Source organism: Exiguobacterium sp. s194 (assembly GCF_018618275.1).
Classification (GTDB): Bacteria; Bacillota; Bacilli; order Exiguobacteriales; family Exiguobacteriaceae; genus Exiguobacterium; species Exiguobacterium chiriqhucha.
In genome coordinates this window covers 38,723-65,358 of record NZ_JACSLT010000009.1, presented here as the reverse complement: position 1 = coordinate 65,358, position 26,636 = coordinate 38,723, and the positions used below count along the sequence as shown (strand labels likewise).

Genomic DNA, 26,636 nt, shown 5'->3' with positions numbered 1-26,636 from the left:
CGACGCATTCGAGGTGCGTCGGCTGTTTTTATGCTTGATGAATAGGTTGGAGTGCTTGAACGACTTCGTCTTTGATCGTGACGCCGCTCGCTTCGAGTTCAGCGATTTTATCGGCGAACTGCGGCAAGTACGCTTTGTGGGCGATGAGCAGTTCATCGAGCACCCGTTTCGCGGTCTCGCCGCTCGGGATGAGCGGATTGATGATGAACGCTTGAAGGGCGAGTCCGTAGTCACCGGTCACGGCCGCTTCTTCGACGCACAGCTCCATGTTCTTCATGACTTGGAGCCATCCTTTTTCAGCGGGGGCGAGCGCGCCGAACGCGATTGGTTTCGCACCGGTCGCACCGATATAGGCCGATACTTCGACGACATCGTCCGGGGCGAGGTCAGGGACGGCCCCGTTGTTCTTCGTCGAGACGACGATATGTGTGTTCTTATTGGCGTAAATCGAGGCGATCGTCTCACACGCCGCATCCGAGTAGTGGGCACCGCCGCGTTTAGACAGTTGCTCCGGTTTATGGTCGAGGTTCGGGTCTTTATAGAGCTCGAACAGCTCGGCTTCCGTCTGCTTCACTTGCTCAGCCCGCGTGCCGACGGACGGGTCCCGATATTCCTCGAGCATGTGGGCGAGCATCTCTTCGGCACGATAGTAGTATCGGTGATAGCCGCAAGGAATCAAATTCATCTGTTGCAGTTGTTCTTGGAAGAACGGCATGTCATGAATATTGGCGGGGATGCCGGAATCACCATCATACATCTTGTCGATGATGTCGCGTGTCACGTCTTGACCATGGACGTCATGAACCCGGTGCCAGTGGAAGTGGTTCAATCCGGCGAACGAGTAAATCAATTCTTCCGGTTTCTTGCCGATTAGTTCCGGTTCTGCCATCATCGCATTGACCGGCACGTTGCACAGGCCGATGACTTTGTCCCATTTGCCGTAACGGATGACCGCATCGGTCACCATTCCGCTCGGATTCGTGAAGTTGACGAGCCAGGCGTCCGGACAGAGCTGTTTCATGTCTTCGACGATATCAAGGATGACCGGAATGGTACGGAACGCCTTCAAGATGCCGCCGGCCCCGTTCGTCTCTTGGCCGACCATACCGTACGAGAGCGGGATTCGTTCGTCTTTGATGCGGGCGTCGAGCAAACCGACACGGAACTGGGTCGTGACGAAGTCGGCGTCTTGTAACGCTTCTCGACGGTCGAGCGTCAAGTGGACTTTGACGTCATAAGGGGATGCGTCCCACATCCGCTGCGCCATCTGTCCGACGATGTCGAGCTTGTCTTGGCCGGCTTCGATATCGACGAGCCAAATCTCACGGATAGGTAACTCTTCGTAACGCTTGATGAACCCTTCCATCAATTCTGGTGTGTAGCTGCTGCCGCCCCCGATGGTGACGAGCTTGATTCCGGTTGTCATTTCAATCTCCTCCTCATTTGTTCACAAAAAAGTTCCGAATGTGTAAATATATTTGCTGGCTGAATGCAACTTCTCATGTCCATTTCAGTATAAAATAAAGAAAAATGAACACAATAGATTTACAGACAACTCCGAAAGCGTTTACAAAATAAAACGCATAAATACTTATTTTTGTGAATTCAATTTACGAGAGGAGACCGGACATGCTATTGACCGAGAAAATGAAACAAGACCTGTTCTCTAAATCGGAACGGGCCGTCATCGACTATTTGTTCGCCGAACGGGAGCGAATCCACGACAAGACGATGAAACAAATCGCCGAGGTGACGTATACACACCCGTCGATATTAAGTCGTATCGCCATGAAATTAGAGTTTGCGGGTTGGCTCGAGTTGAAGGAACAATTTTTGGAAGAAATCGAGTATTTGAATCGTCACTTCTCGGATATCGATGCCAATGAGCCATTCTCACCCAAGGACAACTTGATGGTCGTGGCGAACAAGCTGGCTGCGCTCAAGCAGATGACGATTGAGGATACGCTGTCGTTGCTCGATCACGAGGCGTTCGAGCAGGCCGTAACGATGTTATGTGAGGCGCGGCACATCAAAGTCTTTTCTGTCATCCATAATTTGTTGCTCTGTCACGACTTCAAGTCAAAGATGAACCGAATCGGCAAGCAAGTCAGTCTCTGCGAATTCGACGCCGAGTTCGAAGCGGCCAACTCGGACGAAACGACGTGCGCGCTCCTGATCTCATATACGGGGGAAAGTGATTATACGGTCGGACTCATTCCTTACTTAAAGAAACAACGTGTGCCGGTGCTCGCCTTGACGAGTCTCGGAGAGAACGCGATCTCGCATCAGGCCGACTGCACGCTCCGTTTGACGACCCGTGAGCGCCTCTACTCGAAAATTGGGAGCTTCACGACGAACGATTCGATTCATTGTCTGCTCGACCTGTTGTACGCTGGTGTGTTCTCGAAAGACTATGAGGCGAACATGGCTTACAAAGTGCAAATCTCGAAACGGTTCGATCATCGTAAAAGTTCGAGTGAAGTCATGCAGGAAGACTGAAAACACCCCTTCAAGCGAAGGGGTGTTTGTTCAATCGAGCGAACGCAAGAGCGCGCGCACCGGACTGCCATCTCCTTTGACGATTGGGAGCGGCACGGCGTTCAATTCGTAATCACCAGGGGCGATATGGTCGAGAACGAGTCCTTCGAGAATATGGACCCCATTCCGGGCGAGTGCATGATGCGCCGCCATCTCTTTACTGTCGATTGCGTCGACTGACGGCAAATCGAGACCAATCAAGTAAATCCCAAGTTCGCCGAGCCGGTCGGCGAGTGAAGGTGTGAGTTCAGGGATATGGCTCGGGAACTCCTGCTTATTCGGCCAGCCGTCCGTCTTTAAAATTAATCGTTCGACGCCGGTCAAGTCAAAGCCGTCCAAGTCCGTCGCCTCGATTCGTTCGCGGCCAGGGAGATGGATGACTCGGGCCGGTCCGATATAGAGACCGGGATCAAGGTCGATGACGCGCTGTCCGGCGTCGTCGAAATGGAACGGGGCATCGATGTGCGTGCCTGTATGCAGGCTCATCGTCACTTTCCCGACATTGACCGAACCGCTGTCGGCCATCGGCCAAGCGATTTCGTAACGGAACGCCGTGTCACCTGGCCATGTCGTGATGGAATCTTCGAGCGGTTGCGAAACATCAATCCATGTCATCGTGTTCGTCCTCCTCACAGTTTTGTCCGGACGGTCCAAAGTTCAGGGAAGAAGCGATGGTCGAGGACGCGTCGCAAATAGTTGACGCCGGACGAGCCGCCGGTTCCCATCTTTTGACCGATAATTCGCTCGACCGTGCTCATATGGTTGAAGCGCCACATCTGTTGCTGGCTGCCGATATCGAGCAGTTTCTCTCCGAGCTCATACAAGTCCCAATATTTGTCCACGTCCCGGTACACCTCGGCCCAAGCCGTTTCGACGCTTTCGTTCCATTCCCAGTCTTTCGTGACATCCCGGTTGAGCACGGTGTCATCGATGGCGAGACCACGGCGATGCATTTCGCGGACGGTCATGTCATAGATGCTCGGTGCCTGTAGCGACGATTCGAGAAGCGGGTATAGCTCCTCATCATGGGCGTACACACTGAGTGTGCGCGCGTTCTTAAAGCCGAGGGCGAACTCGATTTGGCGGTTCTGGTACGATTGGAAGCCAGAAGACGAACCGAGTTTGTCGCGGAACTCCAAATATTCAGCCGGGGTCAACGTCGCGAGGACGCTCCACGACTGGATGAGCTGTTGTTGAATCTTCGAGACACGGGCGAGCATCTTGAACGAACGCTCGAGCTCTCCCGTCTCGATGGCGGTCACGGCCGCCGTCAGTTCATGCAAAATCAATTTCATCCACAGCTCACTCGTCTGATGGATGATGATGAACAGCATCTCGTCATGATGATCCGATAAGCGGTGCTGACTCGATAAAATCGGGTCGAGTTGTAAATAGTCACCGTATGACATGTCTTTTGAAAAGTCTGACTGAATCGATTGCTCGACTTTATGTTCAATCCGTTCACTCATATCGATTCTCCTTAGGCCACGACTTCGCGGACGTTCTCGAACGCCTCGTATTCTTTGTTTTCCATAATTGTCTGTAACGTCATCACGACATCATACACATCGGTGAACGTGTTGTAGAGCGCGACCGGTGCGAGTCGGATGATGTTCGGGGCCCGGAAATCCGGAATGACGCGATGTTGTTTGAGCGCTTTACAGATGCGGGCCGCCTCCGGATGCTCGAGGCTCAAATGTGCACCGCGTTGCGTCTCGTTGCGCGGGCTGCCGATGACGAATCCGTATGGGGCGAGCACCTCGTCAATCAATGCAGTCATATACGTCGTCAAAGCGAGCGATTTCTCACGGATGGCGTCCATCCCGACCTCGTTGAACATCTCGAGGGCACCAAGTTGCGGGGCCAGACTCAAGACGTGCGGTGTCCCGATTTGGAACGCTCCGGCGTCATCGGCCGGCGTCATCGTGTGATCCATATCGAACTGTTTATCTTTGCGTGAACCGAACCAACCGGCCAGGCCAGGTGTCGTCCCGAAATGACGTTCATGGACGAACAGGCCGCCGACACTGCCAGGTCCGCCGTTCAAATGTTTATAGTTGCACCAGTAGGCAAAATCGACGCCCCAGTCGTGGAATGCGTGCGGGATGGCGCCGACCGAATGGCAGGCGTCAAAACCGATCAAGATATCCCGTTCATGCGCCGCCTTGGCGAGACGGGCCATATCGAGGATTTGTCCGCTGCGATAGAGGACGGTCGGCAAGACGATCAAGGCGATGTCGTCCGTCATCGCTGCGATGATGTCTTCTTCCTTCAAGTAGCGTCCGTCCGGGCTCGAGACTTGGACCAAATGTTCGCTCGGGTCGAGTCCATGGAGCTCGAGTTGACTCTTCAAGGCGTAGATGTCAGATGGGAAGGTGAGTGTGTCGGCTAAAATCTTCGTCCGCTTGCCTTCGGGTTTAAAGAATGAGGCGACGAGTTGGTGCAAGTTGACCGTCGTCGACCCGGTGACCATCACTTCCTCGGCTCTTGCTCCGACGAGCGGGGCGTTAAGTGCGGCTAATTGTTCTGACAAGTTGAACCATGGGTGGCGTCCCGACATCCAGCCATCAATCCCGAGCTCTTTCCAATCGCTCAGTGATTCGAGTAACGTCCGTTCGGCCCGTTTCGATAACAGGCCGAGCGAGTTACCGTCCATATAAATACCGTCTTGCGGCAAATAAAATTCTCCCCGGTATGGTGCGAGCGAGTCGCTGGCGTCGCATGTTTCCGCGTACGCCCGTGTGAAATCTTGAGCCATATCATTTCCCCCTTTGACTTGCTTGTCATGCTGACAAAAGCGTAGCAATCAGGGCATGGCGTGTCAACACGAATGACCGCAGTTCGGGCATGGTTCGCACGTGCTTCTCGCGCGTGTATATGTGATGATGAAATGGAGAGAGTCAATCTGAGGGAATTGGGTGATCAGACCCACGTGAAAGGAGAAGAGGATATGAAACTAATTGCCATCGATTTAGACGGGACGCTATTATCTCGGACAGGTGTCATCACGGAGGCGAACCAAGAGGCAATTCGCCGGCGTCAGGCCAAAGGGGATTTAGTCTCGATTTCTTCCGGACGTTCGATTCATGATATTGAGGAGCTGTTGAAGCGGAGCGATTTGTCGTGCCCGATTTTGTCAGGGAACGGCGCAATCGCCTTCTATGAAAATGAGCGGATTTATTACCACGCGCTCCCGAAAGACGTCGTACAGGAGTTATGGGATGTGGCCCATGAGCACGGAGCGTACGTCGAATTTTATACGAATGCCGGGGTGAAAGTACTCCGTTCGGGTACCGATTTACTGAAGGGCGAGTTGGATGAGGTGTTGCCGCACGACCAATCGTTCACACGGGAATGGGGCGAGCGGGAGATTGAAATTCAAAACGAACAGTTCGGGCTGACATATGTTGATGCGATCGAGGACATCGACTTTGAGGCCGACGAAGTGTACAAAGTCTTTGTCTATTCGTTCGATCGGCGCAAACTGCACGAGCTCCGGAAACTGTATGAGCCTCGGACCGACATTTTGATCACGACGGCAGGCTGGACGAAAATCGAGATCGGTCATCCGAATGCGAGCAAAGGGATGGCGTTGACGCAGTTGGCAGAGCATCACGGCATTCCACAAGCGGATATTGTGGCCATCGGGGACAATTTGAACGACATCTCGATGTTCGAAGTGGCGGAAACGAGGATTGCGATGGGGAACGCCGTCGATCCGTTGAAAGACATCAGTACCCATATCACGAAGGATGTTGAGGATGATGGCGTCGCCTATGCGCTCGACCATTATATCGACGACTAAATTTTGGAGAAATGGTGAACAGGGATTCGATGTCACGTAAAACGGTTAATGTATTAGTGTAGTCCTCATTCAACGTGTTGAGCTGAAAGGGGGCAACGGATGAAACGAAGATTCAATCGTTGTTTGACTGAGGCCGGCTCGGTGAAACGAGAGACAAGTTGGTTGAAAGACCGGCGGACTAGGTGATCTCCTGATTCAAACTGTCGTCCACCTGACCTCGAGCGAGAGGTGAGGGGCAGACAAAAAGGATATGTGGGAGGCAAAACGTCTAGGAAGCTCGGTGTTTCAAAACAGGTGGGCATGATGAGGTTCATGATGGATTTCAACCTTATTACGTCGAAACGCAGTCATGGCCGTTTTGGAGGCAATGTCTCTGTGCATGGCCAGATTGATGTTCAGACGAACGAACGCTCCGAAATCGCGTTCTGAACCGCGTCCATTTTCTAGCACGTATCGATTGATTGCATGGGACGGTCGGCCGGGAACTTTCTCGGTCGGGTGAAAGTCCGCTCTACTAGAAACGCTCACCGTTAAGCGCCACAGACGTGGCGCTTTTTCTTATGGGGCGAACGTGGCGACCCGGTCCGGTTGTTTGCCATCTGCTCGTTCAAACTTCACACGATGGCCGTCTGCGGCCTGTTCGACCTGAAACGTGTAAGCGGCGTCAGGTTCGTCTTCGAACGTCAAATCATAGACGTAGCCGCTTAAGGAAAGGGTACCGTCAATCGAATAGGTTTCCGCCGAAATGTTATAATGAGTCGCAAGATACTGCTCCAAAGCCCGCTCGCGTTCTTTAATTTCGGTCGAGTAGCGGACGTAGAGGAACGTAGCGGCCGTGATGGTGACGACGAGGGTGAATCGGAGAATCGTCTCCCAGTTTCGTTTTGGCATGAGCGCGTCTCCTTTCCATATCTGTAAATAAGAATTTCAAAATATTTTACGAAAAATTCTGACAAATTACAAGAAAAAATTGTAGAGGAGTGACGACATGCCGAAAATATATTGGCTCGGGACGTTCGTGAGCGGATTGATCCTCATAATGATGGGGGAAACGGGTGCTGTCCCACGTATCGTGCCCTATTTTTTGATGGCGCTTGGCGTGACGGGCTTTCTTGTCCAAGCTTGGTTCGAACAAAAACGACGCCGCTAAGGGCGTCGTTTTTGATTAAATCGATTCGAGCAACTGATTCAACAATGTGTCGATGTCTGCTTGGAGCGCATCGGCTTGTTGCTGCAACGTCATTAATTCTTCTAAATCGTTCGTCTCATTCATCTGGTGCAGGAGTGCTTGATGTGCTGCTTCGAGATCGGTCAGGCGAGCTTCATCAACTGAGGTGTCGTGAGTCGTTTCTTGCTTCGGTTTTACGAGTTTCGGTTTAGGAACGGCGACCTCTGTGGTCATTTCATGTTGCCGTTTCTCGAGCGCATACGACACGTTTCCCGGGAAATGTGTCGCTGTCCCATCAAGCCAATACGTGATCGGGAACAGCTTGTTCAAGAAGTAGCGGTCGTGTGAGACGGCGACGAGCGTGCCGGTAAAACGGTCGAGTGCGTCTTCGAGTGCCTCACGCGCTTCGATGTCGAGATGGTTCGTCGGTTCGTCTAACACGAGCACGTTGATGTCCTCGTGCATGAGGATGGCGAGCATGAGCCGCATCTTCTCACCGCCGCTTAAATCTTTGACCGGTTTGAAGACGCTCGCGCCATAGAAGAGGAATTGGGCCAGCAATTGACGGGCCTTCCCTTCATCGACAGCGATGCGGTCACGGAACGCCTCGATGAGCCGATGGGAGTCATCAAAGTCGATGTGTTGGGACAAGTAGCCGATTTGGGCCCGTTCCGCTCGTCGCACCTCGCCTGTCGCCGGTTCGAGGTGACCGAGCAATACTTTCAACAGGGTCGACTTGCCGCTCCCATTTGGGCCGACGATGGCGATGCGTTCGCCATGACCGGCGTAGAACGAGACGTGTTCGAAGACGGTCCGGTCGTAAGTGACCGTCACGTCGGTCGCCTCGAACACATCGCGTCCGGTCCGCCCCTGAGCCGTGAACTGAATGTCCGGTTGAACGGCCTCGAGTCGTGGTTTTTTGATCGTCTCGATGCGGGCGAGCGCTTTCTCCATCGATTTGGCGCGCCGATAAAACTTCTCGTTCGGTGGATTGCCTTCGTTCGCCCACTGTCTTAGCTGTCGAATCGTTTCCTTCATCTTCTTGATTTTCTTTTGTTGCTCCGTATAGGCATGGAATTGATCGAGCAACTTCTTTTCTTTTTGGGCGACGAACGCGCTGTAGTTGCCATCAAAACTAGCCAACTCCCCGTCCTCACATTCGACGATGCGTGTGGCGACGGCGTCGAGAAACACGCGGTCGTGTGAGACGAGGAGAAGCGTGGACGGACTGTCACGCAGGAATGACTCGAGCCAAGTCATCGCTTCTAAATCGAGATGGTTCGTCGGTTCGTCGAGGATGAGCAGTTCCGGCTCTTGGAGCAACGCCAAGGCGAGCCCGACTTTGGTCCGTTCGCCGCCGCTGAGTGTGTCGAATGGGCGGTCGACGAAACTTGTGAGCCGTAATCCATCGATCATCGCATTCACTTTCGAATCGATGGCATAGCCGCCGCCGTTCTCATAGCGCGTCTGCAAGGCACCGTACGTCTCGAGCAGCGCGTCGATGTCGTCATTTGAGGCCATCTGTTCCTCGAGCTGTCGCATCTCGTCACCGAGTCGCGTCAACTCGGCGAACGCGGTGTAGAGCACGTCTCGACCTGACTTACCGGGATGGGCCGGGATTTGGGCCAAATAGCCGATGTGTAACCGTTGCTTGCGATAAATGGTCCCTTCGTCTGGCGAATCGGCACCGACGATGAGACGCAGAAGCGTCGTCTTGCCGCTCCCGTTCCGTCCGACGAGTCCGATTCGTTCGCCGGCGTTCACATGAAGATTGGCATCGGTCAAGACGGCATGGCCGCCAAATTGTTTTTGGATGTGTTGTAACTCGATTAACATGAGTGGTTCCTCCTAAAGTAGAGGCCTATCAAAAAAGCCGAGCGCAAAGAAGCGCTCGGCAAGAGAGAGGCGCTTTGTCGTATTTCAGCAATGTCTAAAAAAGGACAGACGGGTCCTATGTTTATGCGACATCGTGAAAAATCGCACGCAAAATGTACAAATGTTCTGTTGACCAATGCGTACGTCCGACAAAGTTCACCTTTCTCCCTCCTTTCTATCATCATTACGCTCATTGTAAGCGATTTCGGCTCGTTCGACAACTAGGGGACAGGAATATCGAGGACCGATGTCGTATTGTTTAGACATCAGGGAGGAGGGACGCCATGCGCAAAGAATGGCTCGGTGCCATCAGTTTAACGCTCGCCGCCAGTATTTGGGGCGGGATGTACGTCGTCAGTAAATATGCGCTCGGCTATATCGAACCGTTCACGCTCATCTGGATGCGTTATGCCGTCGCGTTTGTCGTCCTGTTCGCGATGTGGTGGGCATTCGGGCGCGAGCAAATCGGTCGACGCGACTGGAAATGGATTGCGCTCGTCGGCGTCATCGGATACGTTGCCTCGATTTCGTTTCAGTTCATTGGCACGAAACTATCCGACGCCCATACGGGATCGCTCGTCACGGCGGCGACACCGGCGTTCATGGTGATTTTCGCCCGAGTCATCTTGAAAGAGCGGCTCACACCTGTCAAAATCGGGTCACTCCTGTTGGCGACGCTCGGGGTCATCATCGTCATCGGTTGGCACGTCGAAGGCACGTATTTCATCGGCAGCCTCGTCTTGGTCGGTGCGGCCATCACGTGGGCGCTCATGTCCATCTATGTGAAAATCGCATCCGAGACGATGTCGTCGTTGACGATCACGACGTTCGCCATCGGTATCGCCTTCGTGTTGATGACGCCGCTCATGGGAGGGGAAGTGGCCGCATCCGGCTTACCGAATATGACCATGGTGCTGTGGATGAGCGTATTGTATGTCGGCATCATCTCGACAGCCGGGGCGTTCTTCTTTTGGAACAAAGGGCTCGAGCTTATGGATGCGAGCGTCGGGTCATTATTCTTCTTTTTCCAACCGCTCGTCGGGGGTTACCTCGGCTGGCTCGTCCTCGACGAACGACTCGACCGCAACTTCTTTATCGGCGCCGCCTGTATCGTCACGGCCGTCACGTGGTCGACACTCGCCGAGCGACGGCAAAAGCGTGTCCGCGAGACACGTCAAGCTGAGGAGCGCCATATCTTATAACCAAAGACGACCGACCCGCTCTGGGCCGATCGTCTTTTTAAAATCCGTGATGATCGAGTTTGTCTTCGTCGCGCTTCATCTCGAGTTCGAGCCGCTGAATCGCGAGTTTCTCTTGCTCGATTTTGAGTCGAAGTTCTTCTAAACGAGCCTTCCGTGTCTTATTAAATGTATCTGCGGCGATGGACACGACGACGATGACCATAATATAGAAAAAGAAATCCATTTGATACGCCTCCTTTTAGTGTGAGCCGAACAAATCCGTCACCAGCTGTTGTGTGAGGAGCGCCTCACGACCGTCCGTCATGATGGCTGTATCCTCGGTCACTGCCGAGATAAAGTGGTCGATTGCCCCTTGGAAGCCTCGTTGGGTCAGGAGCGTGTCCCATGACCCGAACGTCTTCGTTGAATGGGCGCCGTGCTCGAACCGTTGAAGCGTCACCATCTCATCGACCGTCACGCGCAGTCCGTCGCGGATGGCGCTGAGTCCTTCATGATTCGTCCCGGCTTTACGGTGCATCGACGTCGTGTGCAGTCCGTGCTCGTCTTGCCAGATATGGCGCGCGAAGTGGAGACCGTTCGCCTCGGTCGTCGCGATTTGGCCCGTCACTAAGCGCAACTCGCTTCCGGCGAAGTACCGGAGCGTGTCGACGACATGCAAATAGTCATCGAGCAATGTGAACTGATAGTCGTGGCCGCGCAATCCGTCCCCGCGATGCTTGACGAAGTCGAGCGTGTGGAATGGGGCTGCTTCTTTCACGTGCTGATACATCGGGGCGAACCGGCGATTGAAGCCGACCATGAGCTTCCGGTTCGTCTGCTCGGCCAGTTCGACGAGACGTTCCGCCTGTTCGATTGTCGCAGCGAGTGGTTTATCGACATACACATCGACACCGTTTGCGAGCAGATAAGAGACGACGTCGAAATGCGTCTCGGTCGAACTGTGGACGAACGCCGCGTCGACGGCTGCCGCGAGCTCGGGCAGTCCTGTGAATGATTCCATCCGGTGGGCCCGACAGATCGCCTCACGTTTGGCGACGGTCGGGGAATAGGCACCGACGAGTTCGAACGACGTGCTGTTCGTTAAAATCGGTAAGTACGCTTTCTGAGCGATGCCGCCGAGACCGACGACACCAATTTTAGGCTGACGCATATGTACCACTCCTTTTCTATCATCATAACGAAAAAAGAACCGAATGACACGTACGCGCGGTGCGTCAGGTCATTCGGTCCTTGCTTATAGGCTGGCACTGAGCACGATGTCGCCCTCGGGTGCCGTGTTGCCCCGTTCGGGTTCTTTCGTGACAGCAACGGTATCCCAGTCCACCTCTGATTCGGTCGAATCGAGCGTATAGATGACGGTCCCGTTCCCTTTGTCGTCCGTAACGAACGCCCCCGTCGGAATCGGCGAGCCGTCTTTTAACAACCAAACTTGATACACTTCGTTCGCTTCGAGCGCATCGAGTCCGTTCGTCTGGACGATGAGCTGGCGCTGGCCGTCCTGTTCGGCGAGGTAAGCCACGCCTTCCGATTCGCCTTCGAGCGGGACGGTCTCGGTCAAGGCGATTCCGCTCGGGTCATCTTGGTTCAAGAGCAGATAGCCGTTCCCGATCAAGGAGAGCATGAGTGCGGCCGCGAGAGCGAGCGCCCCCCATGGCGTCTTCTGGTTCTTCTTCGTGGCTGTGAACGGTGTGATCGGGGTCGGTTCGTCTTGCTTCGACTCCGTCTCCGTCTTGTCTTCTGCGAACACGTTGTCGAGGATGCGTGCCTTCATCCCGCTTGGCGGTTCAGCCGGTTCAGAGAGGAACGCGACGCCGCCGACGAGGGCCTCGAGTTGTTCGAGCTCTTCTTGACATGTTTGACATGTCGCGAGATGCGCTTCAAACCGGATGCGTTCGTCTTCTGTCAAATGCTGGTTGAAATAATCGATCAATTGGTCACAAGCGTTCATCGTTCCACCTCCTTATCATTCAAATCATGGGATAAATGCCTTCGTAACTGTTTCAACGCTAATCGAATCCTTCCTTTTACAGTACCGAGCGGGATGCCGCACGTATCGGCAATCTTTTGTTGGCTGAGCCCTTGGAAGTACATGAGACGGACGACTTGTTGTTGCTCGGCCGGCAGTTCGGCCATCGCCGTCTCGATTTGGGTCCGCTCTTCTTGCCATTCGACCTCGGTCTCGACGGACGGGGCCGGGGACGGGATGGCTTCCGCGTAGGACTCATCCAGTTGCAGGTCAGGTTTTCGTTTGCGAATCAAGTCGATTGTGACGTGACGGCTCATCGTGAACAGCCACGATTTGAATTTTCCTTTTGTCTCATCATACACGCCGCCACCGCGCCATAGCTTGATGAATACTTCTTGCATCGCTTCTTCGGCGAGGTCGCGGTCTTTCGTCAACTGCATGACGAACGCGTAGAGGATTCGTTCATAGCGGTCATAAAGTGTCTCGAGCGCTTGTTTGTCTTTTTGCCTGACACGCTCGTACAATTCAATATCAGTCATGGCTTGCTCCTTTACACATAAGGGAATCCCTTGTATTGATCTAACGGATGAAACCGTAAAATGGATGCCTATTTGACGTGACTATTTTGTGAACAGTCAAGATTTCCCCGCGTCTAACGGGAACAACTGGACGTCATCCCTCCGATACGGCGGAACAGGCGTAGATTCAAGGCGCTGAGCAGGCGGTAGGCCACGTAACTGAACAGCGTTGCTGTGAACAAAGTGACGAGAAGCGCCGAGCCGCTCGGGAGCCATTGTTGCCAGACTGAATAGGACCGGACCCCAAACAAAAAGGTGAAGACGAGCCCGAACCCGATCACGATTCCGCTATACTGACAGTAGTAACGGCTTAATCGATTTTTCATGTTGCCACGTCCTTTCTCTTTTACTATACGAGATGGGGTATGGCGACACAAGGAGGATGACCATGAAACGATTTACTAGCGAGGGACGGGTGCTCGTCTGTTTTGATTTTGATGAGACGTATTTTCCGCACGCTTGCTCTGTTGACCAGTTGGAGCGATTGCGCCAACTTGAAGACTTTCTCGATGTGCACTCACATCGGTTCTCGACGATGTGGGTGACGGGGAGTTCACTTGAAACGATTCGAGAAAAAATGGCACGGGCAGACATGCGTTATTTCCCGCACCGGATTGCGGCGAGTCTCGGGACAGAGCTGTATCAAGTGACAGCGTCCGGACAACTGGAGCTCGATTCCGGTTATTCGTCACGGTTTCCCGATGACTTTTCAGACCGTGTCACCCAAGTCGTCGACAGGCTAGGGCGAACACTCACGATTGAACCACAGACGAACCTTGGCATAAGCGGCTGGATGCACAATTATTATTACTTCGGCGAGAGCAAGGATGAGCTCGAGCACATTCGTTCGAGCGCCCGTGACTTCGGGATCGCCGTCAACGTCAGTCGGTGCAATCCGCTCGCCGGGGACCCGGCAGACGCCTACGATATCGATTTCATCCCACAAGGGGCGGGGAAAATCGCTGCAGTCGACTACGTGTGCGACCGATATACGTTTCAGACCGAGCACGCCTATGCGTTCGGGGACAGTGGGAACGATTTAGGGATGTTGAGGTATGTCGGCAACGGCTATGTACTTGGCAACGGGACCGAAGAAGCCAAACGAGAACATGGTCGTGTCACCGAGGGCATGTATGCGGATGGGATTCTAGAAGTGTTGCATCGAGCGGTGCGGTAGACGGATTTAAGCGCTGGCGACTAGACGTAGCGCTGCGGTCTCCACACGTTCGAACAAATGAGTTTTCAGCCGATGGGTCGTCAAATCGAGCGGCAGACGACGTTTCCAAAGCTCTGTGAACACTTCGGAGAGGACTGCCTCGGCCAAGTCGGCTCGCGTCGTCAAGCGGAGGGCGAGTGAATATAAGATGCGCTCATAGCGGTCGTAAAGCAGTTCGAGCGCAGAAGTGTCGCGGTTTAACATGCGTGCGTATAAATCGTGATCGGATATGAATGACATGGTGGACTCCTTCAGAATGAGACTCTCTCGTGGTTGGGTTGCGGGCAAATGACGTAACCTTCTTATTTCACTTATAGGGTGAACGTAAACGGTTACTTTCCGATTCGAGCACATTCAAAAACAGCCAATGTTCCGCTGATGAGCGGAATGTTGGCTGTTTTGTAGTTAAAACGACGTATAACAGTGCGGGCACGTCTGTGTGTTCCCGCCGGACCGTTTGAACGTTTTCTTACAGTTCGGACACGTGACGGTCTCGGTGTCTTGACCGAACAGGCTGCCGCGGTTGAATAAAACATTGCTTAAATTTGGCAAGGCTTTGGCCGCATAAATCATGGAAATGAATAAGACGATGGCCAAAACGGCCAACAGCAAATAGGTCATATCGGGTAAACCCCTTTCGCGAAACTTTCGTTTCTTCTAGCATACGTGAAATTGTGCGAACGCACACCTCTAGACTGGAATTACGAACAAATGTTCTGTATACTAAGAGTAACAAAGGAGGGAGATTAGATGAGGCAAGAAGTCATGCGTTGGATGCGGAATGGACGGGTCGTGGAAATGATGTATATCGATCGGAACGGGGTCATTTCGAAGCGACGTGTCAAGCTGATGAAGCTGCAAGGCGATCGACTCGTCGCCTGGGACGTGAACAAACAAGCGCGTCGAACATTTTGTATGGAACGTGTCCTCGCCTGTCTCCCGACGATTGAACGTGCCTCAGGACGAGAGGAGGGAATCGGATGACACCACTTCCGAAATGTTCGGCACCGGCCGAACGGGCGCTTCGAGCTACCTATATCGATACGCTCGAGCAGTTGTCCACGTACACGAAACGAGAAATTGCGGCCTTGCATGGGGTCGGGCCAAGTGTACTGCGAATCTTGGAAACCGCGCTTCACGAGCAAGGACTTCGGTTCACCGACAACGAAATAAATTCCTAGTCCCGTCCTGGACTAGGAATTTTTTGGTTGGGCGATTGTATCGCACGTAAAAAGGGAAGTAATATATTTGTCATCTCCATTACAGCCTAATATCTAGTACCATGACGATAAGGTTTGCGAACCTAGCGACACCCATGAGAAAGGAAGTACACAGCATGAGGACGAAACGTTTATCCGCCATTCTAGGAAATGAGATGGATGACATCGAACGCGATCCATGGGTGACCGGAATTGAGACAGATTCCAGAAAGGTCAGTCCAGGGAATTTATTTATCTGTATCCGCGGCTATACGGTGGACGGACATGAATTCGCTGAGGAGGCCGTCTCCAAAGGAGCGGTTGCTGTCATCTCGGAATACCCGCTTGACCTTGAGGTGCCGAACCTTGTCGTCGCGGACACGAAGCGGACAGCCGGCGTGGTGGCCAGTGCCTTTTATGACCACCCCTCACATCGGATGCGCATTTACGGTGTCACCGGTACGAACGGGAAGACGACGACCGCGACATTGACATATGATTTATTTCGTCTGTCCGGCCGACCGGTCGGAATTGTAAGCACGATTGGAGCACGTTATAAAGATCAAACATTAAACACACCAAATACGACGCCTGAGGCCGTCGTCTTACATCGTTTGCTGGCCGAGATGGCCGATGCCGGCGTGACCGATTGTGTCGTCGAGGTCTCCTCGCATGCGATGATGGAAGGACGTGTCGAAGGTGTCCGGTTTCACGCGGCGGCGTTCACGAACTTGACGCATGACCATTTGGATTACCATCGCTCGATGGATGAGTACGCCCGAGCCAAAGCCCGATTGTTCGAACAAGTCGAGACGACGGACGGGGATGCCATCATTTTAAACGCTGAAGATTCGGCCAGTGACACGATGGCCGCGTTTGCCCCGACTCGTCGGCGCATCATGTACAGCACCCATGCGGACGTACCGGCTGATATTCAAGTCATCTGGCATGACCAGACGGTCGTCATTAAAATGAACGCGCTGACAATTGAGGCTCCGGTCCGCTTCATGGGCGCATTCAATGCCGCTAACTTGGCCGCGGCCATCGGTCTCGTCTCCACATCGGAACTGATGCTGCGATCGATTATCGCCAACGTGCCGGGACTCACGCTACCGAAAGGTCGGCTCGAACGACTCGATACGGAAGACGCCGAGATTTATCTCGATTATGCCCATACGCCGGACGGCCTCGAGAAGTGTCTGTCGACGCTTCAGCAAGGGGAACGTGAACTCGTTGTCGTGTTGAGTGCGGCGGGCGACCGTGACCCGACCAAACGGGCGGAGATGGGTCGCATCGCGAGTCACTATTCGAACGACTTGATTGTGACGGTGCATGACGTGCGCACGGAAGAACCGAAGCGCATCATCGATGGACTGCTCGCCGGAATCGACGCGAACACGCATTATGTGACGTTCGAGGAACGACGGGACGCCCTGCGCCACGCGGCGCAACAAGCGCTCGACGGCAAACGCATCGTCGTCGTCGGAAAAGGGCATGACCACGTCGAACGCGTCGGCCGAGAGTCGATTCCGTTCAACGAATCAGACATCCTGCTCGATGAATTAAAAAAATTGAAGGGCCAAGAACCGGCCGTTTAACGAAACGATGACAGCTGTCATCGTTTTTTAATGTGTGATTTTTGGAGAAAAAGGTAATAACTATTCATGTAACGCTATCGAAGGAGGAGAACAGACATGTCAGTTTTGTACAAAGAGTTTACAAATGATGAAGAAGTCGTGACCGCCATTCAATCGATGAAAGCGAAAGGGATTGAGGACAAGCACATTTATGTCATCACCCACGACGATGACCGGACCGACCGTGTGGCCGATAACGCCGACGCGAATACGGTGACGGCATCGGACGTCGGCCTGGGGACGGCCGCGAAAAACTTGTTCCGTAAAAAAGGGGACGAGCTCCGAGCCCAGTTCGAACAGCTCGGTTTCTCATCGACCGAAGCCGATCAACTTGAGAAGAAATTAGATCAAGGCAAGGTGATTGTCGTCGTCAAAGACGCACCAGCCGGATTCACATTATAATTCCACCACCATGGAGAATACAGAGACAGGGCTGAATCGAAGGATTCAGCCCTGTTTGTATTAGTCGTGGATGCGGACGACGGTCCGGCCGCTCAGTTCACTGCGCATCATCGCCTCGGCGTGACGCGGAACATCATGCAACGGAATCTCATGGACCATATGGTTCAGCACGCGTGTGTCGATAATTTCATGGAGCCGTTCCCACGCTTTCACGCGACGGGCGATCGGTTGCATGACCGAATCAATGCCGATGAGCCGTACGCCTCGTAAGATGAACGGATAGACGGTCGTGTGGAGCTCATGGCCACCGGCAAGCCCACACGCAACGACCGTCCCTTCATAGCGCGTTCGGCTGAGGATATTACCGAGCGTCTCGCCTCCGACCGAGTCGATGGCAGCATCGAACCGCTGTTCATCCAGCGGTCGGGCCGGTCCTTCGAGCTCGCTTCGGGCCATCACGTTCTCGACACCGAGGTCGCGCAAATACGCCGGGTCTTGTTTGCCGGTCGAGGCAATCACGTGATAGCCGAGCTTGTGGAGCAAGGCGATGGCAAAACTGCCGACTCCCCCGGAAGCACCGGTCACAAGTACTTCTTGACCAGGATGCACACCCTCGTGTTCGAGCGCCTCAACAGCGAACATGGCGGTAAGTCCTGGCGTTCCGATTGTCATTGCATCTCGCAGCGCCATGCCTTTCGGTAGTTTGATGAGCCAGTTCCCAGGGACTTGAGCGTAACGGCTGAAGCCACCGAAATGTCGTTCGCCGATGCCGAAACCGGTCGCAATGATATCGTCGCCGGCTTTGAAATCGAGATGGTCGGATTCAACGACTTTCCCGACGAACTCGCACCCGGGGATGAACGGATAATGACTGACGATTTTGCCGGATCCGGTCAGCCCGAGAGCGTCTTTGTAGTTGAGCGCTGAATAATGGACTTCGACGAGGACGTTGCCGTCTTCTTCTCTCGGAAGGGCGTCGAATTTGACGTCGGTCACCGTGGAATGGAGACGGTCGTCTTTTTTGTCGAGGACGAGTGCTTGAAATGATTCGTTCATGGTCAATTGGCCCCTTTCGCTGATACGTATTCTATTCCTTTGTTATCATTCCCCACCTGCCAAAATATATACACGAATGTTTCGTTCTAACAGGGAGTGGAATGGTACAATGAAAGAGATTCAACTAGAGTGAGGAGGAATGAAGCATGCGGCACGACGACTATGAGTTTGATGAAGAAGTAGAAGAAGGCGAATTGTTTAACGTATACGACATTCTGCCACCGGATGGAACCATTCTTGAGATGGCTACGGCCGAAGAAATGGTACGTGCGGCGGAGCTCGAGGCGACGCATAATGCCCTTGAGCGAATCCAAGACTCAAACTTCCAGTTGTCAGGAATCACTTTTAAAGAGTTGCTGGCAGAGTTCGAGCGATACGAGCAAGAATCGATGGAATTCTGGACAGGCGTTTATAGCCGATTGCGCATTCCATGGGCATGGACGATTCGAATCGATGTGGCCAACGGTCCGATTCACGTCGTCAATGACCGCGACATCTTCATCGACGAAGCGGACTTCGAAGAATATGATTTCGAAGAATACGTGGATGATGATTACGAAGACGAAGACAATCAATGAATCCAAAAACGTCTTTCCCTCATTCAGGGAAAGACGTTTTTTTGTTGTCGAGGAATGAGGCACGGATGCGTGTCAGTTCCGTCGCACCGAACCAGAGCCCGACCCCACACAAGACGGCGACACCGCTCACTAACGCGCCGACGATGGCGGTATCTCCAATCATCGTGAACGACAGCGTCAGACTGAACAATCCGAAAAATAATAATCCTCCTGCAATCGTCTTCATGATTAAGTCATCCTTTCTTGTTTCGTCTGCCTTTAGTGTAGGCGGTCTAGTAAGAAAAGGGTGACTGAATTTTATACCAGGTCAAAAATCAAGCGAGGTCATATACGGAATACGTCTTGCCATTCTCGAACGGCTCGTCTAGTAAGTGTTCCGCCAAGATATGGGCGACCGTCTCAGGGGTGCGCAATCGGCCTTCTGTCACGTAAGAACGGAACTGTTCCACGTCACGGAACGCGTCTTCTGATGAGGCCCGGATGCTTGCCTGCATCGCGGTGTCCATCACGCCTGGGTTGAACAAGGCGATTTTATCGTTCGTACCGGTCAATTCAAGGGCGACCGTCTCGGTGAAATGGTCGAGCCCGGCTTTCGTCGCACAGTATGCACTCCAGCCCGAGATCGGGCGCTTTGCGGCCCCAGAGGTCACGTGGATGAGCGAGACGGGCAGATCGTACGCGAGCACCGCGTTCGTCAAGAGCATCGGGGCGAGCAGGTTGGCTTGGACGTGGGCGATGAGCTGCGCGGCGTCCAATTGGCCGGACCGGTGAATCGGTTCAATCAAGGCTGCGTTTTGGACGACGAGCAAGGATGTCGCCGTCTCGATGAGCGGCTTCACGTGTTCGAGCGCGGCCAGTGTACTTGTCGGATCAGCCAAATCGACCTCGACGTGACGGAACGAGGCATCGGTCGCCTGCGTCCGTGAAAAATTGACGACCTCGTAATCCCGCTTCAATAGTTCCTCGGCAATGGCACGGCCGAGACCGCGCGACGCACCGGTCACGATGGCTAGTTTCATGACAGCTCCTCCTATTCGTGAATCGTCTTCCGGTACCCGTAAAACGGACGGAAGTTCAATTTTTCGTAATACGTGTGGGATGAAGCACTCGCGAGCATCTCGAGGCGCGTCTCAGGGTAGAGCGCATGTACGTGTGACAACAACTGCTCGCCAATCCCGAGGCGACGGTGCGAGGCCGCGATGAGCAGTTCGCACACGTACAGGCTCACGGTCGTGTCGGTCAACCCACGCAAGTAGGCAATCACCAGTCCTTCTGACTCGACGACATAGGCAACGTTCGATTGCCGCCACGCCTGTTTCGTCAAGTCATGTTGTCGCACGAGTTGACTCCAACCTTCCGCTTCATTCAATGCTTGAATCTGTTCAAAATCAAATTCTTCATAAGGACGAATGATCATCAACCTTCACCTACTTTCATTTCAATGGCTTTCATGAGGTCGAACGCACCATCTGACTCGTTCGAACAGACGACCGAGACGATGTCTGTGGCCGGGTAGTACGCAGAATGAAAACTGACGCCGGGGTCATAACCCATGACATGATATTTAAACACGTGTCGCTTCGCGTTCAGTTGAATCCACAGACCGTAGCCATAATGTGCGCCTTTATCGTTTACCTTCACATGAGGAGTCAGCAGTCGTGATGTCATCTCCTCGCCAAGTAGGCGATGAGCGAGCAAGGTGCTCCAAAGTTTGGTCATATCTTGTGCCGTCACGAACGCGCCGCCGTCCGCTCCGCCTTTGACGGGAATGGAATAGTGGTTCGTCCGCCACGAGCCGTCCGCGTTGTCGATATACCCGAGCGCCGTATTCGCCGGCAAGGCATCGAGCGAGAAGTACCCCGAATCGGTCATGTCGGCCGGCTTGAACACGAATCGTTCGATATAGTCCGAGAACATCAACCCGCTCGCTTGTTCGACGATGAGGCCGAGCAGAATATAACCGGCATTATTGTATTGGAACACGCCTCGTTCTTGTCGCATCGGCTCGTGTTGGAACATCGGGAGAAAGTCACGTAGCTGCCGGATATGATACATCGGACGTTGCCGCCACAATTCCTCAAAATCGTCCATGACAGACTCGTCGAAATAATCGGGGATGCCGGACGTGTGAGTGAGCAACTGTTCGACTGTCACGGCCGGATCGAACGTTGGAAAATCGATGGTGAGGCATTCGCCGAGCGTCGATGTGAATGCCAACTTGTCTTGTTCGATGAGCTGGCAGACGGCGATGGCCGTGAACAACTTACAGCCCGAAGCGATACCGAATCGGGTCGACGTTCGATTTTCGATGCGTTCCGCACGATTCGCATAACCTTGTTGATGGTCGAACAGGATGTCGTTCTGTCGCATGACGAGCGCCGATCCAGAAAAATCAGGTTTAATGGGAAGGTCAGTAAAGTCGTCGTCCAAAAGCTTGTTCATTGGGCACCTCCGAAAGTTTGTCTAGTGTTTTTAGCATAGCATACGGCCAATCAATCCCTAACCACACAAAAAAAATGTCTCCTCCGTCAAAGGCGGAGGAGACGCTGATTATTCACCAATCGCTTCTTCACGGTCAGTGTCCGTCGTACCGAGATTCGTCAAGTAAACCTCATATCTCGGGAGCCAGTAGCGATAGGACGCCCAAACGAGGCCACCCGTCACAACGAACAAGGCGATGGTCGCCGGCCAGAACCAGCTCGAGACGATCCCGTCCGCATAGGCGAGACCGATCGGTGAGAAGACGAAGTAGACGAAAATCATCGACGCGACAAGGATGATGGAAGTCGAAATTGCATGACGCCATGGCTTGACGCGGCCAAGATCGATGCGAATCGGATTGATGTGTTGCATCGGTCGAACTTTTGCGAATACGAGCATGATGGTCGTTTCGAGGACGAACAAAATCCCGTAAATGTGAATGAAGTTGATGCCAAGGTCGAAGCCGAACCACTGCTCCGTTCCCCAGACGAGGAAGTAATACGTGACGACGTGGAAGCCGATGACGAGTTTCGCGGCAATCGGCGGTACGCGCTTCACGAGCATCCCGATTAAGACGATGACGAGAATCGGGATATTGAAGAAACCGGTGAAGCGGCGAATCAAGTCCCACAGTCCGTCCGGTGCGTACATCAAGTTCGGAGCGACGAAGAACGAGACGAGCGCGACGAACGTCCCGAACCATTTGCTGACACGAATCAAATCTTTGTCAGACGCGTCCGGTTTGAACTTCGGCTTATAAATATCGAGCACGAATAAGGTGGCGATACTATTGAGCAACGAGTTGAACGAGCTGAACACGGCACCGAGCAAGACGGCGAGGAAGAAGCCCATGAGCCACATCGGCAACAAGTCGGCAATCAAGCTCGGATAAGCGAGGTCCGCCTTATCGACGTTCGTGCCATACAAATGGAACGCGATAATCCCTGGAAGCAGCATGAAAATCGGGACGAGCAACTTCAAATAACCGGTGAAAAGTACCCCTTTTTGACCCTCGGCCAAGTTCTTCGCCCCGAGTGCCCGTTGGATGACATATTGATTGAGTGCCCAATAAAACAAGTTCGCAAAAATCATCCCCGTGAAGATGGACAAGAACGGAACGGAATCGTTCTCTGAACCGATCGCGTTCAGTTTCTCTGGATTCTCGGTTGCAATCGTCTTCATCCCATCGACGAGGTTTCCGTCACCGAGCGCGATGAAGCCGAGCGTCGGGACGAGGAAACCGATGATGATTAATCCGATCCCGTTCAACGTGTCGGAGACGGCGACGGCGCGGAGACCACCGAAAATGGCGTAAACGGCTCCGATAATCCCGATGAACCAAATGACGAGCCAGAGCGACTGCTCGAAGCTGATTCCGAGTAATTCCGGTACGTCAAACAGTTGCAGGACGGCCAATCCGCCGGAATAGAGCATCGATGGGATCGTGACGCACATATAGCCGAACAAGAACAACAGGACCGTCAAGCGACGGACGTCCTCGTCATACCGTTGGCTCAAAAATTCAGGGATCGTCGAAATCCCGATTCCGAGAAAACGCGGCAGTAAAAAGAGCGCCATGATGATGGCGGCGATTCCGGCTGTGACTTCCCACGCCATAGCCGACATGTTGCCGGCGAACGATTGCCCGTTTAAGCCGATTAACTGCTCGGCTGACAAGTTCGTCAATAAGAGTGATCCGGCGATAAAGATGCCGGTTAGCCCCCGTCCTGCCAAGAAATAGTCATCGGCACTCTCGACTTTCCCTTTCGTCATGCGATAAGAGACGTAAGCGACGAGCCCCATGAATAAGGCCCCTGTGATTAATATGTAAACAACTTGTTGAATGGTCAACGACATTCCCTCCCTCAACTTCTTCTTATTTATAAGTACTTTTTCATAACTACCCTTCACGAAGTATGATTATTTCCCGTTTTCTCTTTTGTAAAAGAACTGTAACAAACCTCACAACAAAAAAAGACACCTGAGAGGTCAGGTGTCAAAAAAAGCGAAGCAACGAAGTCGCGACCGTGAAATAAATGATTAAGCCGAGATTGTCGACGACTGTTGTGATGAACGGACCCGACGCGACGGCTGGATCGAGTTTCAATCGATTGATCAAGAGCGGCACGAGCGTCCCGACGATGGTCGCCACGCTGAGCGACGCAAAAATCGACAGACCGACGATTATGCCGATTAAGGCACTGTCATAGAGGACGGTGATGACGCCGAAGATGACGACCATACAGGCGAGACCGAGCAATAGCCCCGTCCCGAACTCACGACGAATCATCTTCAACACGTTCTTTCGATTAATCGTCCCGAGCGCGATTGAGCGGACGGCGACAACGAGCGATTGGGTGGCGGCGTTACCGGCCGAACCCATGACGAGCGGCATGAAGACGGCGAGCAAGACGATCGTTTCGAGCGTGTCCTCGAAACCACCGATTGTCGACGCAGTGATCATCCCGAGGAACATGAGGCTAATAATCCATGGCGCGCGCTTCATCGCCGCCTCGACCGGTCCCATGTTGATGTCCGACGAACCTTTCGTCGCCGACAGCTCTTCGAAATCCTCGGTCGTCTCGCGTTCGATGACGTCCATGACATCGTCGACCGTGATGATCCCGAGCAGATGGTCCTCGCTGTCGATGACAGGCAGGGCCAATAAGTCATACTTCTGAACGGTCCGGGCCAAGTCTTCCTGATCGGCGAGGACGTGGGCCGACACGACGCGCCGGCCCATGATGTCCGCGATTTGCACGTCGAGCGGGGAGACGATCAAGTCGCGTAGCGAGACGACGCCGACGAGCCGGCGATCGGTGTCGATGACGTACAGGTAATAGATTGTCTCGGCTTCCGGTCCAAGTTCGCGCAAGTCTTCGAGTGTCGCACCGACGGTCTTGTCCGCCTTCAACACGATAAACTCGGTCGTCATGATGGCACCGGCCGTATCGTCCGGATAGCGCATCAAGTCTTTGACCTCGGTCGCCTCGGTCTCGTCCATCAACTCGAACAGTTCGTTCATGAAGTCGTCAGGGAGCTCGGTCATCAAGTCGGCGGCGTTATCCGAGAACATATCGTTCAACACACGTACGGCGAACGGACGTGGCATCTCTTGAATGAACTGTTCCTGTTCGTCCAGTTCAAGTTTTTCAAACAAGTCGGTGAACGCTTCCGGGGATAACGCCTCGTAGACGAACTCACGGCCCGGACGTTCAAGTTCGATGAACAGGTCGGCCTGTTCACCAGGGTGGAGGGTGAGGAACACGTCGCGGAAATCGACCGGGTCCCCTTTTTGAATGAGCGCTGTCACTTGGGATTCATGACGGGCGCGTTCTGTACGTTCGATTGCCATCGACTCACTTCCTTTTCACATCATTTGTCTATATTATGTCACGAGTTTGAGCGGTCTCAAACAAAATCAAAAAAAAGCTATGAATTTTTTTCACAATCTATACAGCGTGTATACGTCCCTTTCTCTCGATTCGAGGGGCCACACCGTTTCTCGAGTGATTGTTCATTCATGTCACGTCATGATCTATGCACTTTTCTGTGGAATCCACCACAGTCCAAACGTCGGACTTGCCCATCGTGGAAATGGGTAAGTTGATAATGTAAGGGTAGCAACACACCCGAATCACAAGGAGGAAGCGAGATGATATCGATGACGGATCAACAAACCGCACGGGATACTACGCTGAAACATCCGATCCACGTGTATTCAGAAATTGGTGAACTCAGGACCGTCCTTTTAAAACGTCCAGGACGCGAACTCGAAAATTTGACCCCGGAATATTTGGAACGACTCCTGTTTGACGACATTCCTCATCTTCCAGTCATTCAAAAAGAACACGATTACTTTGCGAGCGTGCTCCAAAACCGAGGCGTCGAAGTGCTTTATCTAGAAAATTTAATGGCTGAGACGTTGTCGTTGCCGGGTGTCCGTGAACGTTTCGTCGCTGATATCTTGTCAGAGTCCAAATCAAATATCAACGGTTCGTACGAGACGCTGAAAGAATATTTGCTCGCCTACGACAATGAAAAGTTGATTGAGACCGTCATGGCCGGGATTCGGAAATCCGAGATTAAGCCCGAAAAACGGCGCCACTTACACGAGATGATTGAGGACACGTATCCGTTCTATCTCGATCCGATGCCGAACTTATACTTCACCCGTGATCCGGCGGCAGCAATCGGCAACGGGCTATCCATCAACCGGATGAAAGAGCCGGCTCGTCGTCGTGAATCGTTGTTCACACAATATATTATGCGTTATCACCCGCGATTCGCGAAACACGACATCCCGATTTGGTCGGACCGCGACTATCGTTTCGCGATGGAGGGGGGGGACGAGCTCGTGTTGTCGAAGGAAGTCGTCGCCATCGGGATTTCCGAACGAACGACGGCCCAAGGGATTGAACGGGTCGCCCTCAACTTGTTGAAAAAAGGCGGTACATTCAAGAAAGTCATCGCCATCGAGATTCCGAAATCGCGCGCGTTCATGCATCTCGACACGGTCTTTACGATGGTCGACCATGACAAGTTCACGATTCATCCGTTCATCCAAGGTCCAGGAGGCAAGATGAATATCTTTGAACTGACGTTGAACGCCGTAGGCGAACTTCACATCACGCAGCATACGGATCTGTTGAACGTGTTAAAAGCCGCACTCGGTCTCGATGAGATCGTCTTAATTCCATGTGGGGGCGGGGACCCGATTGCCGCTGCCCGCGAGCAATGGAACGATGGATCGAACACGCTCGCCATCGCCCCAGGCGTCGTCGTCACGTACGACCGCAACTACGTCTCGAACGAGTTGCTCCGTTCCGAGGGCGTCGAAGTCATCGAAATCATGTCGAGTGAACTGTCGCGTGGTCGTGGGGGTCCACGCTGTATGAGCTGTCCGATTATCCGCGAAGACATTTAACGAGGAGG

General features: G+C 53.2%; 31 protein-coding genes. 11 read left to right on the top strand and 20 right to left on the bottom strand.

Features of this window, described 5'->3' with window-relative positions; genetic code table 11:
* Positions 1-28: 28 nt before the first annotated feature.
* A complete protein-coding gene (locus KNP85_RS11970; protein ID WP_214803249.1) occupies positions 29-1,426 on the bottom strand; it encodes a 6-phospho-beta-glucosidase in 1,398 nt (465 codons plus the stop codon).
* Positions 1,427-1,629: 203 nt separating this feature from the next.
* On the opposite strand from KNP85_RS11970, the gene KNP85_RS11965 reads away from it, so the two are divergent.
* A complete protein-coding gene (locus KNP85_RS11965) occupies positions 1,630-2,499 on the top strand; it encodes a MurR/RpiR family transcriptional regulator (protein ID WP_058765016.1) in 870 nt (289 codons plus the stop codon).
* A 30-nt stretch (positions 2,500-2,529) separates the two neighbouring features.
* Here the strand turns inward: KNP85_RS11965 and kynB are convergent, their stop codons facing one another.
* Genes kynB through kynU form a run of 3 tightly spaced genes read right to left on the bottom strand, consistent with a single transcriptional unit; the run spans position 2,530 to position 5,296 of the window.
* Positions 2,530-3,153, bottom strand: coding sequence for an arylformamidase (gene kynB, locus KNP85_RS11960; protein WP_021065946.1), 624 nt, complete (start codon positions 3,151-3,153; stop codon positions 2,530-2,532).
* A gap of 14 nt (positions 3,154-3,167) precedes the next feature.
* A complete protein-coding gene (gene kynA, locus KNP85_RS11955; protein WP_214803247.1) occupies positions 3,168-4,007 on the bottom strand; it encodes a tryptophan 2,3-dioxygenase in 840 nt (279 codons plus the stop codon).
* An 11-nt stretch (positions 4,008-4,018) separates the two neighbouring features.
* A complete protein-coding gene (kynU, locus tag KNP85_RS11950; protein ID WP_214803245.1) occupies positions 4,019-5,296 on the bottom strand; it encodes a kynureninase in 1,278 nt (425 codons plus the stop codon).
* 192 nt (positions 5,297-5,488) lie between these two features.
* Between kynU and KNP85_RS11945 the strand changes: the two genes are divergently transcribed.
* Positions 5,489-6,343: an HAD family hydrolase gene (locus tag KNP85_RS11945; protein WP_214803243.1), complete on the top strand. Its 855-nt coding sequence runs from the start codon at positions 5,489-5,491 to the stop codon at positions 6,341-6,343.
* A gap of 558 nt (positions 6,344-6,901) precedes the next feature.
* Here the strand turns inward: KNP85_RS11945 and KNP85_RS11940 are convergent.
* Positions 6,902-7,234, bottom strand: a complete 333-nt coding sequence (locus tag KNP85_RS11940; protein ID WP_214796541.1) for a hypothetical protein — start codon at positions 7,232-7,234, stop codon at positions 6,902-6,904.
* A 97-nt stretch (positions 7,235-7,331) separates the two neighbouring features.
* Here KNP85_RS11940 and KNP85_RS11935 point away from each other — a divergent pair, with 97 nt between their 5' ends.
* Positions 7,332-7,493, top strand: a complete 162-nt coding sequence (locus tag KNP85_RS11935; protein ID WP_214803240.1) for a hypothetical protein — start codon at positions 7,332-7,334, stop codon at positions 7,491-7,493.
* A gap of 15 nt (positions 7,494-7,508) precedes the next feature.
* Here the strand turns inward: KNP85_RS11935 and abc-f are convergent, their stop codons facing one another.
* Complete coding sequence (abc-f, locus tag KNP85_RS11930) at positions 7,509-9,347, bottom strand: ribosomal protection-like ABC-F family protein (RefSeq protein ID WP_214803237.1); 1,839 nt, start codon at positions 9,345-9,347, stop codon at positions 7,509-7,511.
* Positions 9,348-9,670: 323 nt separating this feature from the next.
* Between abc-f and KNP85_RS11925 the strand changes: the two genes are divergently transcribed.
* Complete coding sequence (locus KNP85_RS11925) at positions 9,671-10,588, top strand: DMT family transporter (protein ID WP_214803235.1); 918 nt, start codon at positions 9,671-9,673, stop codon at positions 10,586-10,588.
* A 37-nt stretch (positions 10,589-10,625) separates the two neighbouring features.
* Here the strand turns inward: KNP85_RS11925 and KNP85_RS11920 are convergent, their stop codons facing one another.
* From KNP85_RS11920 to KNP85_RS11900, 5 genes are all read right to left on the bottom strand, one after another.
* Complete coding sequence (locus KNP85_RS11920; protein WP_021065953.1) at positions 10,626-10,811, bottom strand: hypothetical protein; 186 nt, start codon at positions 10,809-10,811, stop codon at positions 10,626-10,628.
* Between the two features lie 15 nt (positions 10,812-10,826).
* The gene (locus KNP85_RS11915; protein ID WP_214803232.1) at positions 10,827-11,738 is read right to left on the bottom strand and encodes a Gfo/Idh/MocA family protein; all 912 of its coding nucleotides are present in this window, start codon (positions 11,736-11,738) and stop codon (positions 10,827-10,829) included.
* 84 nt (positions 11,739-11,822) lie between these two features.
* On the bottom strand, positions 11,823-12,536 hold the full coding sequence (locus KNP85_RS11910; RefSeq protein WP_214803229.1) for an anti-sigma factor: 714 nt from the start codon (positions 12,534-12,536) through the stop codon (positions 11,823-11,825).
* Complete coding sequence (locus tag KNP85_RS11905) at positions 12,533-13,093, bottom strand: RNA polymerase sigma factor (protein ID WP_214803226.1); 561 nt, start codon at positions 13,091-13,093, stop codon at positions 12,533-12,535. The genes KNP85_RS11910 and KNP85_RS11905 overlap by 4 nt, the downstream gene beginning before the upstream one ends.
* Before the next feature lie 113 nt (positions 13,094-13,206).
* Positions 13,207-13,458, bottom strand: a complete 252-nt coding sequence (locus tag KNP85_RS11900) for a hypothetical protein (RefSeq protein WP_214715673.1) — start codon at positions 13,456-13,458, stop codon at positions 13,207-13,209.
* A 62-nt stretch (positions 13,459-13,520) separates the two neighbouring features.
* Between KNP85_RS11900 and KNP85_RS11895 the strand changes: the two genes are divergently transcribed.
* Complete coding sequence (locus KNP85_RS11895) at positions 13,521-14,309, top strand: HAD-IIB family hydrolase (RefSeq protein ID WP_214715671.1); 789 nt, start codon at positions 13,521-13,523, stop codon at positions 14,307-14,309.
* Positions 14,310-14,315: 6 nt separating this feature from the next.
* Here KNP85_RS11895 and KNP85_RS11890 read toward each other — a convergent pair whose 3' ends face one another.
* Both KNP85_RS11890 and KNP85_RS11885 read right to left on the bottom strand, forming a co-directional pair.
* Positions 14,316-14,588, bottom strand: coding sequence for an RNA polymerase sigma factor (locus KNP85_RS11890; RefSeq protein ID WP_214803223.1), 273 nt, complete (start codon positions 14,586-14,588; stop codon positions 14,316-14,318).
* Between the two features lie 165 nt (positions 14,589-14,753).
* A complete protein-coding gene (locus tag KNP85_RS11885) occupies positions 14,754-14,969 on the bottom strand; it encodes a hypothetical protein (RefSeq protein WP_251128688.1) in 216 nt (71 codons plus the stop codon).
* A gap of 129 nt (positions 14,970-15,098) precedes the next feature.
* Here KNP85_RS11885 and KNP85_RS11880 point away from each other — a divergent pair, with 129 nt between their 5' ends.
* The 4 genes from KNP85_RS11880 to KNP85_RS11865 all read left to right on the top strand — a co-directional run bounded on the left by KNP85_RS11880 (position 15,099) and on the right by KNP85_RS11865 (position 17,586).
* Positions 15,099-15,332: a hypothetical protein gene (locus KNP85_RS11880; RefSeq protein WP_021065961.1), complete on the top strand. Its 234-nt coding sequence runs from the start codon at positions 15,099-15,101 to the stop codon at positions 15,330-15,332.
* Positions 15,329-15,529, top strand: coding sequence for a helix-hairpin-helix domain-containing protein (locus KNP85_RS11875; protein WP_058764992.1), 201 nt, complete (start codon positions 15,329-15,331; stop codon positions 15,527-15,529). The genes KNP85_RS11880 and KNP85_RS11875 overlap by 4 nt, the downstream gene beginning before the upstream one ends.
* A gap of 155 nt (positions 15,530-15,684) precedes the next feature.
* Entirely contained in the window at positions 15,685-17,145 is a 1,461-nt protein-coding gene (locus KNP85_RS11870; protein ID WP_214803221.1) for a UDP-N-acetylmuramoyl-L-alanyl-D-glutamate--2,6-diaminopimelate ligase, read from the top strand.
* A 96-nt stretch (positions 17,146-17,241) separates the two neighbouring features.
* A complete protein-coding gene (locus KNP85_RS11865; protein WP_021065964.1) occupies positions 17,242-17,586 on the top strand; it encodes a YflT domain-containing protein in 345 nt (114 codons plus the stop codon).
* A gap of 60 nt (positions 17,587-17,646) precedes the next feature.
* Here the strand turns inward: KNP85_RS11865 and KNP85_RS11860 are convergent, their stop codons facing one another.
* A complete protein-coding gene (locus KNP85_RS11860) occupies positions 17,647-18,642 on the bottom strand; it encodes an MDR family oxidoreductase (protein WP_214803218.1) in 996 nt (331 codons plus the stop codon).
* 146 nt (positions 18,643-18,788) lie between these two features.
* Here KNP85_RS11860 and KNP85_RS11855 point away from each other — a divergent pair, with 146 nt between their 5' ends.
* Positions 18,789-19,220 carry a hypothetical protein gene (locus tag KNP85_RS11855; protein WP_021065966.1) on the top strand — a complete coding sequence of 144 codons (432 nt, stop codon included), beginning with the start codon at positions 18,789-18,791 and terminating at the stop codon, positions 19,218-19,220.
* A 19-nt stretch (positions 19,221-19,239) separates the two neighbouring features.
* On the opposite strand, the gene KNP85_RS11850 is transcribed toward KNP85_RS11855, so the two are convergent.
* The 6 genes from KNP85_RS11850 to mgtE form a co-directional block, all read right to left on the bottom strand.
* Positions 19,240-19,446: a hypothetical protein gene (locus KNP85_RS11850; protein ID WP_021065967.1), complete on the bottom strand. Its 207-nt coding sequence runs from the start codon at positions 19,444-19,446 to the stop codon at positions 19,240-19,242.
* A gap of 88 nt (positions 19,447-19,534) precedes the next feature.
* On the bottom strand, positions 19,535-20,239 hold the full coding sequence (locus tag KNP85_RS11845) for an SDR family NAD(P)-dependent oxidoreductase (protein ID WP_214715664.1): 705 nt from the start codon (positions 20,237-20,239) through the stop codon (positions 19,535-19,537).
* An 11-nt stretch (positions 20,240-20,250) separates the two neighbouring features.
* Positions 20,251-20,637, bottom strand: a complete 387-nt coding sequence (locus KNP85_RS11840; protein WP_058764983.1) for a GNAT family N-acetyltransferase — start codon at positions 20,635-20,637, stop codon at positions 20,251-20,253.
* Positions 20,637-21,662, bottom strand: a complete 1,026-nt coding sequence (locus KNP85_RS11835; protein WP_058764981.1) for a serine hydrolase domain-containing protein — start codon at positions 21,660-21,662, stop codon at positions 20,637-20,639. The genes KNP85_RS11840 and KNP85_RS11835 overlap by 1 nt, the downstream gene beginning before the upstream one ends.
* A 108-nt stretch (positions 21,663-21,770) precedes the next feature.
* Positions 21,771-23,552 carry a solute:sodium symporter family transporter gene (locus KNP85_RS11830; RefSeq protein WP_058765098.1) on the bottom strand — a complete coding sequence of 594 codons (1,782 nt, stop codon included), beginning with the start codon at positions 23,550-23,552 and terminating at the stop codon, positions 21,771-21,773.
* A gap of 145 nt (positions 23,553-23,697) precedes the next feature.
* Positions 23,698-25,056: a magnesium transporter gene (gene mgtE / locus KNP85_RS11825; protein ID WP_058764979.1), complete on the bottom strand. Its 1,359-nt coding sequence runs from the start codon at positions 25,054-25,056 to the stop codon at positions 23,698-23,700.
* A gap of 342 nt (positions 25,057-25,398) precedes the next feature.
* On the opposite strand from mgtE, the gene arcA reads away from it, so the two are divergent.
* Entirely contained in the window at positions 25,399-26,628 is a 1,230-nt protein-coding gene (gene arcA / locus KNP85_RS11820) for an arginine deiminase (protein WP_029594553.1), read from the top strand.
* The last annotated feature ends 8 nt before the right edge of the window (positions 26,629-26,636 follow it).